Consider the following 12976-nt stretch of genomic DNA (forward strand, 5'->3'; position numbering starts at 1 on the left):
CACTGGTCAGTCGTCGCGGTCTTCGCGGTTTTCCTTGGCGTTTTCAGCGTCCTTCCTGGCGTTTTCCGCATCGTCCTTGGCCTGTTCGGCGCGGTCCTTGGCGTCTTCGTCGTTCTGCTCCGCGGCCGCGGCTGCTGCCTTCGCCGCTGCCTCCGCTGCGGCCTCCGCTGCCACGACGGCGGCATCGATCTCAACGGTCAAGTCGTCCCGCACCAGATTGATCGCGGACTGTATCGACGCCGATCGTTCGGCGCTCACCTGGCCGGAAGCGGCCGCCGTGCGCAGATTCGCTTGCATGGCGGTGAGCAACGACTGGGCGTTGGCGAAGTCTCCGGCGGCGGACGCTTCACTGATCGCCAGAATCTCAGTTTGTAGCTGCTCGGCCGTGGTAGGTGGCAGGTCGACGGCGGTTGCCGTGCAGCCGGTCAGCGGCAGGAGGAACAGTGTAGCGGCGGCCAGGGTCAGCCGATGGCGTCGATTCACGGGTTCACGCTTTCCTGAAGCTCTTGAAGGTGGGTGCCGAGCGTGCCGTCCACAGCCGGATAGCTCGGTGGCACCGCCGTTGGCGCTTCGGCCGGGTTGAGCAGGAGCAGGGCGGCGACGGCTACGGCGATCAGGGTGAGCCCACTCGCGACCATGAGGAGCACCCGGCGGCGTACTGGGCGGCTCGGCTTGGCGGGGCTGATGGAGGCGGGGGTGCTGGCGGGAGCATCCGTTTTCAGAAGCTCGGTCGGAGCGTCAGCGCCAGCGGCGGCCGGAAGCAACAGCGTGGGGTCGGACGCGGCGGCCGGCAACAACACGGTGGCAGTTGGCGCCTCTGCGGGCAGCAGCATGGTGGCTGCATCGAGGTTGCTGCTTCCGGTGGCCAGCACTCGCAGCAACCCGGCGGCGTCGGCGGCGGTGGGCCGGTCGGCGAAATCGCGGGCGGTCATGGCCCGGAGAACGGCGGTCCAGTCGCAGCCGAGCTTGCTGGGAATTTCCGGCTGACGCTGCAGCCGCGCCATCGCCGATTCCACGGCGGTTCCGGGGTAGGCGCGCACCCCGGTGAGGCACTCGAGCAGCACCAGTCCGAGGGAATAAACGTCCGTGGGCGCGCCGATAACTCCACCGAGGGCCTGCTCAGGACTGAGATAGCTCGCGGTGCCGAGCAGCGACCCGGTCGCGGTGAGCCGGGTTTCGTCGAGGAGCCGGGCAATGCCGAAATCGGCGAGCTTGGCGTGCATGTTGCGGCCGGGAAAGCCGGAGGGCGCCAGCAAAACATTCGCCGGCTTGACATCCCGGTGAATGATGCCCTGCTCGTGCACGTAGTGCAGCGCTTCGGCGAGGTCTGCGCCCATCACGGCCACGTCGAGGCTCGGCAGCGGGCCGCCCTCGATGCGGGTGCGCAGGTCGGGGCCATCGACGAGTTCCATCACGATGAAGGTGCGCGGCACGCCGTCGACGAGTGCGGTGCCGGCGTCGAACAGGGTGACCAGCGCGAAGTGGTTCAGGCTCGCGAGCAGGGCGATCTCGCCGCTCTGCCGCTCGGGCTCGGACGCGGATCCGTCGGCGCGAAACAGCTTGACGGCCACGGTGCGGCCCAGAGCGGTATCCAGCGCTCGATAGACGGATGCCATCCCGCCGGTGCCGATGAGGCTCTCGATCAAAAAACGGTTGGCTAACCGGCTGCCGACCGGGCCGAGTGTGGCCGGAACGGGCAGCTTCTGCGTGGGAACAGGTTCGTAAGACACGGGACCTCCTGGTACGTCCACCCTCTAGCAAAGCACATGCACCCCCGTATTGGGTGGTCGACGTTCACCGCCAGCCGCTTTGCAGCTTGATGCGGTTACTCTACGACAGTGGAAAACGTACTTCTGTTCATACTTGGCGTCGCGATCGTCGTCGTCGGGCTCGCCGTGTCCATCGGCCTGCACGAAATCGGCCACCTCGTGCCCGCGAAGCTGTTCGGCGTCAAGGTTACCCAGTACATGATCGGCTTCGGGCCCACGCTCTGGTCGCGTACCAAGGGTGAGACGCAATACGGCGTCAAAGCGCTGCCGCTCGGTGGCTATATCGCCATGATCGGTATGTTCCCGCCCTCCAAGAAGGGCGGAGCCCCCCGCAGTACCACCACCGGCTTCTTCGACCAGATGGTGCAGGAGGGTGCACCGGAGAAGAAAACCAGCGCCCTGTCTACCCTGGTTGACGACGCTCGTCAGGCCAGCGCGGAGACCATCGGCGAGGGCGAAGACCACCGCGCGTTCTATCAGCTCCCGGTCTACAAACGCGTGATCATCATGCTGGGCGGGCCGACTATGAACCTGCTCATCGCGATTGTGATGTTCGCAATTTTGCTCATGGGATTCGGCAGCGCGCAGATCAGCACCACCGTTGGCAGCGTAAGCGAGTGTGTGCTGCCCGCATCGAACGACCGACAGACCTGCGCGGCCACCGATGAAGCGTCGCCCGGTGCCGCTTCCGGTCTGCTGCCGGGCGACCGATTGGTCAGTATCGGCGGCACCGCCATCGCGAGCTGGGAGCAGTCAACCGAGATCATCCGCTCGGCACCCGGTCGCACCCTCGCCGTCGTCGTCGAACGAGACGGTGCCGACGTCGATCTCGCGCTCACCCCCAAACTCACCGAACGCTACGTCTACACGGCTGATAACGAAATTAAAACGGATGCGTCCGGCGCTGCGATTACCGAGAAGGTCGGCTTCGTCGGCATCGGAGCCGCGAGCGAACTGGTGCCCCAGCCCGCGACGGCCGTGCTGCCCATGGTCGGCGACAACATTGCCGGAGTCGCGCACGTGATCCTCAACCTGCCCGACCGGCTCGTGGCCGTGGCCAATGCTGCCTTCGGCCCGGGGGAGCGCGAGGTGAACGGACCGATCAGCGTGGTCGGTGTCGGCCGGGTGGCCGGCGAACTGGCGAGCATGGACACCATTCCGGTGGCGACCAAGGTCGCGAGCATGCTCGGCCTGCTCGGATCGCTCAATATCGCCCTGTTCGTCTTCAACCTGGTGCCCCTGCTGCCGCTCGACGGCGGCCACGTGGCCGGGGCGCTCTGGGAAGGCATCCGTCGATTGTTCGCGAAGCTGTTTAAGCGGCCCGACCCGGGGCCGGTGGACATGGCCAAGCTCATGCCGCTCACCCTGGCCGTGGTGATTCTGCTCGGCGGGATGAGCCTGTTGCTCATCTATGCCGACATCGTCAAGCCGATCAACTTCTTCGGGTAGCCACGGGCTACCGCGACAGCAGCAGCGCTTCGCCCTGGCCGCCGCCGCCGCACAGGGCCACGGCGGCCTTGCCGGTGCCGCGACGAGCCAGTTCGAGCGCGGCATGCAGGGCGATGCGCCCGCCGCTCGATCCGATGGGGTGCCCGATCGCGATGCCACCGCCGTGAATGTTCACCTCGTCGACGCTCACCCCGAGCACCTTCGACGACTGCGCCACGACCGAGGCGAAGGCCTCGTTGATCTCGATCACGTCGAGGTCTGCCACGGTCCAACCTTGGCGGGAGAGTGCGTGCGCGATCGCGTTGGCCGGCTGGGAGTGCAGGGAGTTGTCGGGGCCGGCAACCTGGCCGCTGGCCTCGATCACGGCCAACCACGGCAGGCCGTGCTTCTCGGCCCAGGCGCGGCTGGTCACGACGACCGCGCTCGCGCCGTCGCTCAGTGGCGCCGCGTTGCCGGCGGTGATGCTTCCCGCCGGGTCGAAGGCGGGGCGCAACCGGCCGAGCGTCTCGGACGTACTATCGGCACGCACACCCTCGTCGGTGCTGATGACGAGCGGCTCGCCCTTGCGCTGCGGAACGCTAATCGGCGTGATCTCGTCGCTGAAGACGTTACTCGCGGCGGCCGCTGCGGCGCGCTGGTGCGATGCGGCAGCGATTTCGTCCTGCTCGAGCCGGGTCTGACCGAGTTCAACATTGGCGCGCTCGGTCGAGAGTCCCATCGAGAGTCCGTCGAACGCGTCGGTGAGCCCGTCGTAGGCGGCGTGGTCGAGAGCTGACACCGTTCCGTAGGCCCAGCCCTGGCGTGCCCCCGGCAGCAGGTGGGGAGCGCGCGACATGGACTCCTGGCCACCGGCCACGACGACATCCGCTTCACCGAGCCGTACAAGGCGGGCGGCATCGATCACAGCGGCCAGGCCCGAAAGGCACACCTTGTTGAGCGTCATGGCCGGCACGTTCCAGGGGATGCCCGCGGCCACGCTGGACTGCCGAGCCGGGTTTTGCCCGCAGCCGGCTTGCAGCACCTGCCCCATGAGCACAAAGTCGACCTGCTCCGGAGCCACTCCGGCGCGGGCGAGGGCGCCGACGATGGCGGCGGCGCCGAGATCAACGGCGGTGAGGGATGAGAGTTGTCCGTTCACGCGCCCCTGCGGGGTGCGGGATCCGGCTAGGATTACGACGTCTATTTCGTTCATCGGGACTCCTTTGTCAATGAAATGCTACGTACCACCTCCCAGCATATTGGGGCGCCGCGGATATATTCGCCCGCATTGCCACAGCGACGCCGCTCGCGCAGCTGCCGCGCTGATCCGGGGCGACATTCAGCTTTGTACACGCGACGACAACTAAGCTAGGGAAGTGGCTGCAATCAACTTGGGGATGCCCAAAGTACCTGAGGTACTCGCTCCCAGACGTAAATCCCGTCAGATCAAGGTCGGAAAGGTCCTGGTCGGTGGCAATGCTCAAGTGAGCGTGCAATCGATGACGACGACTCCGACGACGAACATCAACGCGACGCTCCAACAGATCGCCGAGCTCACGGCGACCGGATGCGACATCGTGCGCGTCGCGGTACCCACGCGCGATGACGCCGAAGCCCTGCCGATCATCGCAAAGAAGAGTCAGATCCCCGTCATCGCGGACATTCACTTTCAGCCGAACTATGTCTTCGCTGCGATCGACGCGGGCTGCGCCGCCGTGCGAGTGAACCCCGGCAACATCCGCAAGTTCGACGACCAGGTCGGCAAGATTGCCGCTGCAGCGAAGGCCGCTGGCGTGAGCCTGCGCATCGGCGTCAACGCCGGCTCGCTCGAGCCGAGCCTCATGCAGAAATACGGCAAGGCCACCCCTGAGGCGCTGGTGGAGAGCGCCGTTTGGGAGGCGAGCCTGTTCGAGGAACACGACTTTCACGACTTCAAGATCTCGGTCAAGCACAACGACCCTGTAATCATGGTCAAGGCATACCGACTGCTCGCCGAACGCGGCGACTGGCCGTTGCACCTCGGTGTCACCGAGGCGGGCCCAAGCTTTCAAGGCACGATCAAGAGCGCAACAGCCTTCGGTCTTCTGCTCGGCGAGGGGATTGGCGACACCATCCGTGTGTCGTTGAGCGCCCCGCCGGTCGAGGAGATCAAGGTGGGCCTGCAGATTCTGCAGTCGCTCAACCTGCGCGAACGCAAACTTGAGATCGTTTCCTGCCCGAGCTGCGGCCGGGCCCAAGTAGACGTCTACAAGCTCGCCAACGATGTCACCGACGGACTCGAGGGCATGACCGTGCCGCTGCGTGTCGCCGTCATGGGTTGCGTCGTCAACGGACCCGGCGAGGCTCGCGAGGCTGACCTTGGCGTCGCGAGTGGCAACGGCAAGGGCCAGATCTTCGTGCGCGGCGAGGTCATCAAGACCGTACCCGAGTCTGAGATCGTAGCGACACTCATTGAAGAGGCCAACCGTCTCGCCGCCGAGATGCCCGCCGCAGAGCTCGGCAGCCCGACGGTGTCCGTCGGCGCGAAGTAGCAGATAGCAACTTTTCACAATCCGGCACACTCCGGCTAGGTGCGCCAAGGTGGATCAGTGCTGGGGGTGTTGGCGCCGGTCGCGGTGGCGACGAGGGCACGTTCCACGTGGTCGAGGTCGTCCTGCAGGACTTTCCCGTGCAGCGCGGTGAGGGTGGCCGCGATAATTTCGGCCGACTCCATGCCGAGGTCGCCGCTCTCCAGTCCGTCGGCAATAACCGGGTAGCGGGCCGGCACCGGTAAGCCGAGCGGCGTGCGTTCCACCGCAGTCTCGCCGAGCTTCAGGCGACGTTTGGCTTCGCGGGCGGAGATGCCGGCGAGTTGGGTGATGAATTCGACCCGGTTGCGGCATCCGTTCTTGTAGGCGAGCGAGCCGGTGCCGAGGTCGGTTTCGGCCCGGACCCGATGTCGGTGGTGGCTCGTACGCTTAACATTCGTACAGAGGCACCATCAACCTTGCGACCGAGACCCTCAAGGGCCGCCAGCACCGCGACGGCTTCGGTGTCGTCAAGCTGACCAAACCGAACCCCGTCCAACGGCGCAGCCAGAATTGCACCGGCCTGGGCAATCGCCGCCACCCGGAAATTCTCGGGTTCCGGCAGGGAGTCGGATGCGGCGGGCGGGGCGGTGAGGGTCCTGGCGGCGGTGCCTCCTTCACCCCCCAATTATACTGCGAATTGGTCTCTAAGGCGAGAGAATCTCAGCATTATGCTGACGGAATCACAAAGGTTTCTACGACCCTTAAGAGCTCGGGATCGGTTTGCTCGCGCACGCCCGAAGCCACCATGTGCGGAGGAAACCGCGCTCAAGCACGTTGCTTTGGCCCCATTTTCACTCACCGTCACCGTCACCATCGCCGAAGCCGTGGCAAGTGGCGCAGTAACAGACGACTAAGGAATCTCCATGCGAGTAACCAAGTCAATGCCGCTCTGCTCGAAAAAATCACTGCAATGGATACGCGTCTGGCCGCAATCGAGCGCACCCTGAGCGAGGTCGGCTGACCTCAAAGGCTGCACGGTACGTGGGGGAGCGCATCTCGGCGCCCGCGTAAGGTAGACGGGTGCCTACACGTCTCTCCAACTACTTTCTCCGTACTCTCCGCGAAGACCCCTCCGACGCTGAGGTGACCAGTCACCGCCTGCTCGTGCGGGCCGGCTACATTCGTCGCCAGGCCCCGGGTATTTTCGCCTGGCTGCCGCTCGGCCTGCGGGTGAAAGCCAAAGTGGAGCGCATCATCCGTGAAGAGATGACCGCCGCTGGCGCGCACGAGGTTCACTTTCCGGCCCTGCTGCCGCGCGAACCCTATGAAGTGACCGGCCGCTGGGACGAATACGGCGAAGGGCTTTTTCGCCTGAAAGACCGCAAGGGTTCCGACATGCTGCTCGCGCCGACCCACGAAGAGGTCTTCGCGCTGCTGGTGAAAGACCTGTACAGCAGCTACAAAGACCTGCCGCTGTCGATCTATCAGATCCAGGACAAATACCGCGATGAGGCCCGCTCGCGGGGCGGACTGCTGCGCGGCCGCGAGTTCACGATGAAAGATGCCTACTCCTTCGACCACACCGACGCCGGCCTCGACGTCAGCTACCAGCTGCAGCGCGACGCCTACGAACGCATCTTCACCCGATTCGGCCTCGACTACGAGATCGTGCAAGCGGATGCCGGCGCGATGGGTGGGTCCAAGAGCGAAGAGTTTCTGCACCCCACCCCCGTCGGCGAGGACACCTTCGTGCGGAGCGCCGGCGGTTACGCGGCCAACATCGAGGCGTTTCGCACGCTCGTTCCGGCCGACAGAGATTTCAGCGCACTGCCAGCCGCGCAGGTCTTCGACACCCCGAACACCCCGACCATCCAGACGCTGGTCGACAAGGCCAACTCCGAACACCCCCGCCCCGACGGCCGGGTGTGGACAGCAGCGGACACGCTCAAGAACGTCGTGCTCGCGCTCACCAGCCTCGACGGCACGCGTGAACTGATTGCGATCGGCGTTCCCGGCGACCGCGACGTCGACCTCAAGCGTGTCGAGGTGGCCTTCGCGCCCGCCGAGGTTGAGGCCGCCAACGAGGGCGATTTCGCCAAGAACCCCGGGCTGGTCAAGGGCTACATCGGCCCGTGGAGCGTTGGCGGCGCCGTGCTCGGCACGAAATCGACCACCGGCATCCGTTTTCTGGTCGACCCTCGCGTCGTTGCCGGCACCGAGTGGATCACCGGCGCCAACGAAGACAATCGCCACGTGTTCGGCCTCGTCGCCGGCCGTGACTTCGCGATCGACGATGTGGTCGAGTCCTCCGACGTGCGCGCCGGCGACCCGGCCCCCGATGGCTCCGGCCCGGTCGAACTTATTCGCGGCATGGAAATTGGGCACGTGTTTCAGCTCGGCCGCAAGTACGCCGAGGTTCTCGGACTCAAGGTTCTCGACGAGAACGGCAAGCTGGTCACGGTCACGATGGGCTCATACGGCATCGGCGTCACCCGCATCCTCGCGGTCATCGCCGAACTCAACAACGACGCAAAGGGCCTGATCTGGCCCGAAGCGGTAACCCCCTTCGACGTGCACGTGATCGCCACCGGCCGGGACGAGATCGTCTTCGACACCTCTGAGGCGGTCGTCGCCGCGATCGAAGCCACGGGTCGCGAGGTGCTTTACGACGACCGCCGCAAGGTCTCGCCCGGCGTCAAGTTCGGTGACGCCGAGCTCATCGGCGTTCCGTGGATCGTCATCGTCGGCCGGGGAGCCGCCGACGGCATCGTCGAACTGTGGAACCGCCGTACCGGCGATCGCGAGCAGGTTGACGTCGCCGACGTCGCCAAGCACTTCGCCTAAACGACCTCATCGAGAGCGGATGCTGCCGGCTGGCTGAGCCGGCAGCATCCGCTCTGCAGCGAACCCGCCAAGACGGGCCGAGCCAGGGGGAGTGGGTGACGGGCCGCCGCAGATTCGGGTACCGTAGTATGCAGCCCGCTGCGCGGTTTCGCGGCGGCAAGATCTGAATAGAGGAGGCCGGCCATGGACATCGACCTCAGTGTTTTGCGGCTACTGGAGCGCGAAAAAGAGATTCCCTTTGAGGAACTCGTACAAATCATTGAACAGGCGATTCTGACCGCCTATGTCAAGCACATCCAGCAGGATGTGACCAAGCTTGAAGCTTCGAAGATTGCCGACGCCACTCACCCCGGTCAGGAAGTCCCCGACGCGCGCGTCGTTCTGGACCGCAAGACCGGGCACGTCGACATCTACATCCCCGAGCACGATGATGAGGGCAACGTCATCGGCGAAGCCATCGACAACCCGACCGACTTTGGTCGTATCGCCGCCTTCGCCGCCAAGCAGGTCATCAACCAGCGTCTGCGCGACCTGGCCGACGACGCTGTGCTCGGCGAATTCAAGGGCCGCGAGGGTGACATCGTTGCCGGAATCATCCAGCAGGGCCCGAATCCGCGCATGATCCACGTCGACCTCGGTACGATCGAAGCGATCATGCCCCCCGAGGAGCAGGTTCCCACCGAGAGCTATGTGCACGGCGCGCGCATTCGCGTATTCGTCACGGCCGTCGGTCGCGGACTCAAGGGCCCGCAGATCACCGTGTCGCGTACGCACCCGTCGCTCGTGCGTAAGTTGTTCGCACTCGAGGTGCCCGAGATCGCCAGTGGAGTCGTCGAGATCGTCTCGCTCGCCCGCGAAGCTGGCCACCGCACCAAGATCGCCGTGCGCGCCACGGAGCCCGGCGTCAACGCGAAGGGTGCTTGTATCGGAGAGCTCGGCCAGCGCGTACGCGCCGTGACCGTTGAGCTCAACAACGAAAAAATTGATATTGTCGACTTTTCGCCCGACCTCGCCACCTTCGTCGCGAGCGCCCTGTCGCCGGCCAAGGTGACGAGCGCCTACGTGATCGACGAGTCGATCAAGGCCGTGCGTGCCCTCGTTCCCGACTACCAGCTGTCGCTCGCGATCGGCAAGGAGGGCCAGAATGCCCGCCTCGCAGCCAAGCTGACCGGTGCGAAAATCGACATCCAGCCGGACAGCATTCTGGAGGATGCTGAATAGGGGGTACGATGGAACCCGTTAGAACGTGTATTGGCTGCCGTTCGCGCGCCCCTCGATCCTCACTTTTGCGGATCGTTGCTGGGAAATCAGAAATTGTAGTGGATGAAACCGCCACAATCCCCGGTAGAGGTGCGTGGCTGCATGCCCGTGAAGCGTGCTTTCAGGATGCCGTAAGGCGACACGCTTTTGGGCGTGCTTTTCGTGTGACCGGGTCACTGGACGCGAAACAACTAGAGAACAGGCTGAATTGGCTTATGGATAACTAATGAGCGGCTCGAAATGAGACCCGTCCGTTACTAACGGTCTGCCCCTTTCCGGGTGCAGACCCGGAACAGGAGAATTGTGGCTGCGAAACCACGCGTACACGAGATTGCTACCGAGCTCGGAGTCGACAGCAAGGTAGCCCTTGCTAAATTGAAAGAAATGGGCGAGTTCGTCAAGGGACCGTCCTCCAGCGTTGAACCACCCGTAGCGCGTCGCCTTCGCGCGGCTCTCGAAGCGGAAAGCGCCGCCGCCAAGGCTGCCGCTCCCGCTGCTGGTGCTGTCGTTGGTGCTGCCACTACGGCAACGCCCGCGCGCCCGAGCCACGGCGCCAAGCCCGGTGCTCGTCCCGGCCCCAAGCCCGCTGCTGAACCGGTAGCCCCGGTTGTGGCCGAGGCTGTCCCGGCAGCGGATGCCGCGCCTCTTCCGGTCGCGCCGCTGACCGTGGCCGAGCGCCAGGCGCAGGCCACCGAGAAGGCTGCTGCTGCCCAGAAGGCTGCCGCTGTCGACCAGGCCGCCGCAGCTGATGCCGCCGACAAGCCCGGCACCCACACCCCCGAAGCGAAGGCCACGGAAGGATCGGCTACGCCGGTCAAGCCCGGCATGCCTCGCCCCGGAGCTGCACGACCGGGTAACAACCCGTTCGCCAGCAACCAGGGAATGGGCCAGCGGCCAACCCAGCCGCCGCGTCCGGGTAACAACCCGTTCGCGAGTGCGCAGGGAATGGGCCAGCGTCCCGCGACACCTACCCCGAGCAACATTCCGCGCCCTCCCGCACCTCGTCCGGGCGCACCTCGTCCCGGCGGACCCGGCCAGGCTGCACGCCCGACCGGTTTCGGTCAGCGTCCAGGCGCATTCCAGCGCCCGGGCGGCGCTCCGGGTGGGGCCGGTGCCGCACGCCCCGGATTCACTCGTCCAGGCGCTCCCGCCGGAGCTCCCGGCTTCGGTCCGCCCCGCCCTGCCGGCGGTGGCGGTGGAGCCGGTCGCGGTCGCGGCCCGGGCGGTGGCACTGCTGGTGCCTTCGGTCGCGGTGGCGGCAAGAACAAGGCGCGCAAGTCGAAGCGCACGAAGAGAGCAGAGTTCGAACTGCGCGAGGCCCCGTCGCTGGGTGGAGTATCCGTACCCCGCGGCGACGGTGGAACCGTTGTTCGTCTTCGTCGCGGAGCGTCCATCACGGACTTCGCCGACAAGATCGACGCGAGTCCTGGAAACCTCGTTACAGTATTGTTCCACCTCGGTGAAATGGCCACGGCAACGGAGTCCCTCGACGAGGCAACGTTCGATGTGCTTGGCAGCGAGCTCGGCTACAAAATTCAGATGGTCTCTCCCGATGACGAAGACCGTGAGCTGCTGCTCGCGTTCGACATCGACATCGACCAGGAACTCGAAGACGAAACCGATGAAGACCTCGAGATTCGTCCTCCCGTCGTCACCGTCATGGGTCACGTCGACCACGGTAAGACCGCGCTTCTTGACGCGATCCGTAACGCCAAGGTCGCCGAGGGTGAAGCTGGTGGCATCACGCAGCACATTGGTGCCTACCAGATCATCACCGAGCACGAGGGTATTGATCGCGCGATGACCTTCATTGACACACCGGGCCACGAGGCGTTCACCGCCATGCGTGCTCGTGGTGCGCAGGTCACCGACATCGCCATTCTCGTGGTTGCCGCCGATGACGGCATCATGCCGCAGACGATTGAGGCGCTCAACCACGCCCAGGCCGCTAACGTGCCGATCGTGGTTGCTGTGAACAAGATCGACAAGCCCGGCGCCAACCCGCAGAAGGTGCGTCAGCAGCTCACTGAATTTGGCCTCGTCGCCGAAGAGTACGGCGGAGACGTCATGTTCGTCGACGTATCGGCCAAGAACAAGACCGGCATCCAGGAAATCCTTGACGCCGTGCTCCTGGTCGCCGACGCCGGACTCGACATGCGCTCCAACCCGAACAAGGACGCCCGTGGTGTCGCCATCGAGGCCCGCCTCGACAAGGGCCGCGGCGCGGTGGCAACCGTTCTCATTCAGTCCGGAACGCTGCGCGTGGGAGACTCCATTGTCGCCGGAACGGCCTACGGCCGCGTTCGTGCGATGGCCGACGAAAACGGTGTTGCCGTTCTTGCCGCCACACCGTCTCGCGCCGTTCAGGTACAGGGTCTCTCGAGCGTTCCCCGCGCCGGCGACACCTTCCTCGTCATCGAGGAAGACCGCACAGCCCGTCAGATCGCCGAGAAGCGTGAAGCCGCCGAGCGCAACGCCCTGCTGGCCAAGGCTCGCAAGCGCATCAGCCTCGAAGACTTCACCCGTGCCCTCGAAGAGGGCAAGGTCGAGTCGCTCAACCTCATCATCAAGGGTGACGTTTCCGGTGCCGTTGAGGCGCTGGAAGAGTCGCTGCTCAAGATCGAGGTCGACGATTCGGTTCAGCTGCGCATCATCCACCGTGGTGTCGGTGCGGTCACGGAGAGCGACGTCAACCTCGCCACCGTCGACAACGCCATCATCATCGGGTTCAACGTTCGCCCCGACACGAAGGCCCGCGAGCGTGCCGCTCGCGAAGGCGTCGACGTGCGGTTCTACTCCGTCATCTACTCCGCCCTCGAGGACATCGAGAATTCCCTCAAGGGAATGCTCAAGCCCGAGTACGAAGAGATCCAGAGTGGTATCGCCGAAATTCGCGAGGTCTTCAGCTCGTCGAAGTTCGGAAACGTCGCCGGTGTCATCGTGCGCTCGGGTACCATCACCCGAAATGCCAAGGCTCGCGTTATTCGCGAGGGCATCGTGGTGGGGGACAACCTGGGCATCGAGTCGCTGCGTCGCTTCAAGGACGATGTCACCGAGGTCCGTACGGACTTCGAGTGTGGTATCGGACTGGGCAAGTTCAACGACATCCGAATTGGCGATGAGATTGAGACCATCGAAATGAAGGAAAAGCCGCGCGTCTAACGT

12 protein-coding genes are annotated in these 12976 nt (G+C 65.0%); 6 read left to right on the forward strand and 6 right to left on the reverse strand.

Features of this window, described 5'->3' with window-relative positions; all coding sequences use genetic code 11:
- Positions 1–6: 6 nt before the first annotated feature.
- Positions 7–483, reverse strand: coding sequence for a mucin-associated surface protein (locus CXY70_RS10210; protein WP_104192257.1), 477 nt, complete (start codon positions 481–483; stop codon positions 7–9).
- Positions 480–1730, reverse strand: coding sequence for a serine/threonine-protein kinase (locus tag CXY70_RS10215; protein WP_233205877.1), 1251 nt, complete (start codon positions 1728–1730; stop codon positions 480–482). The genes CXY70_RS10210 and CXY70_RS10215 overlap by 4 nt, the downstream gene beginning before the upstream one ends.
- 108 nt (positions 1731–1838) lie before the next feature.
- Here CXY70_RS10215 and CXY70_RS10220 point away from each other — a divergent pair, with 108 nt between their 5' ends.
- The gene (locus CXY70_RS10220; RefSeq protein WP_104192258.1) at positions 1839–3218 is read left to right on the forward strand and encodes an RIP metalloprotease; all 1380 of its coding nucleotides are present in this window, start codon (positions 1839–1841) and stop codon (positions 3216–3218) included.
- 7 nt (positions 3219–3225) lie between these two features.
- Here CXY70_RS10220 and CXY70_RS10225 read toward each other — a convergent pair whose 3' ends face one another.
- Complete coding sequence (locus CXY70_RS10225) at positions 3226–4410, reverse strand: acetyl-CoA C-acetyltransferase (protein ID WP_104192259.1); 1185 nt, start codon at positions 4408–4410, stop codon at positions 3226–3228.
- Between the two features lie 163 nt (positions 4411–4573).
- Between CXY70_RS10225 and ispG the strand changes: the two genes are divergently transcribed.
- Positions 4574–5728, forward strand: coding sequence for a flavodoxin-dependent (E)-4-hydroxy-3-methylbut-2-enyl-diphosphate synthase (gene ispG / locus CXY70_RS10230; protein WP_174844578.1), 1155 nt, complete (start codon positions 4574–4576; stop codon positions 5726–5728).
- A 35-nt stretch (positions 5729–5763) separates the two neighbouring features.
- Here ispG and CXY70_RS10235 read toward each other — a convergent pair whose 3' ends face one another.
- On the reverse strand, positions 5764–5991 hold the full coding sequence (locus CXY70_RS10235) for a hypothetical protein (protein ID WP_104192261.1): 228 nt from the start codon (positions 5989–5991) through the stop codon (positions 5764–5766).
- Between the two features lie 17 nt (positions 5992–6008).
- Positions 6009–6392 (reverse strand): hypothetical protein, encoded by a 384-nt coding sequence (locus CXY70_RS10240; protein WP_104192262.1) that lies wholly within the window; start codon positions 6390–6392, stop codon positions 6009–6011.
- 395 nt (positions 6393–6787) lie between these two features.
- Between CXY70_RS10240 and CXY70_RS10245 the strand changes: the two genes are divergently transcribed.
- On the forward strand, positions 6788–8551 hold the full coding sequence (locus CXY70_RS10245) for a proline--tRNA ligase (protein ID WP_104192263.1): 1764 nt from the start codon (positions 6788–6790) through the stop codon (positions 8549–8551).
- On the opposite strand, the gene CXY70_RS17570 is transcribed toward CXY70_RS10245, so the two are convergent.
- Positions 8548–8736 carry a hypothetical protein gene (locus CXY70_RS17570; protein ID WP_146066113.1) on the reverse strand — a complete coding sequence of 63 codons (189 nt, stop codon included), beginning with the start codon at positions 8734–8736 and terminating at the stop codon, positions 8548–8550. The two genes, CXY70_RS10245 and CXY70_RS17570, sit on opposite strands and share 4 nt — an antisense overlap.
- On the opposite strand from CXY70_RS17570, the gene nusA reads away from it, so the two are divergent.
- The 3 genes from nusA to infB all read left to right on the forward strand — a co-directional run bounded on the left by nusA (position 8735) and on the right by infB (position 12973).
- Positions 8735–9772 carry a transcription termination factor NusA gene (nusA, locus tag CXY70_RS10250; RefSeq protein WP_104192264.1) on the forward strand — a complete coding sequence of 346 codons (1038 nt, stop codon included), beginning with the start codon at positions 8735–8737 and terminating at the stop codon, positions 9770–9772. The two genes, CXY70_RS17570 and nusA, sit on opposite strands and share 2 nt — an antisense overlap.
- 8 nt (positions 9773–9780) lie before the next feature.
- On the forward strand, positions 9781–10038 hold the full coding sequence (locus CXY70_RS10255) for a YlxR family protein (protein WP_104192265.1): 258 nt from the start codon (positions 9781–9783) through the stop codon (positions 10036–10038).
- Between the two features lie 76 nt (positions 10039–10114).
- The gene (gene infB, locus CXY70_RS10260; RefSeq protein ID WP_104192266.1) at positions 10115–12973 is read left to right on the forward strand and encodes a translation initiation factor IF-2; all 2859 of its coding nucleotides are present in this window, start codon (positions 10115–10117) and stop codon (positions 12971–12973) included.
- Positions 12974–12976: the final 3 nt, after the last annotated feature.

Source organism: Cryobacterium sp. Y82 (genome assembly GCF_002929495.1).
GTDB classification, from domain to species: domain Bacteria; phylum Actinomycetota; class Actinomycetes; order Actinomycetales; family Microbacteriaceae; genus Cryobacterium; species Cryobacterium serini.

Coding starts and splice junctions, on each gene's coding strand:
- CXY70_RS10225 (WP_104192259.1), bottom strand. CDS start 4,410: ATGAACGAAATAGACGTCGTAATCCTAGCCGGATCCCGCACCCCGCAG.
- nusA (WP_104192264.1), top strand. CDS start 8,735: ATGGACATCGACCTCAGTGTTTTGCGGCTACTGGAGCGCGAAAAAGAG.
- CXY70_RS17570 (WP_146066113.1), bottom strand. CDS start 8,736: ATGGCCGGCCTCCTCTATTCAGATCTTGCCGCCGCGAAACCGCGCAGC.
- CXY70_RS10255 (WP_104192265.1), top strand. CDS start 9,781: ATGGAACCCGTTAGAACGTGTATTGGCTGCCGTTCGCGCGCCCCTCGA.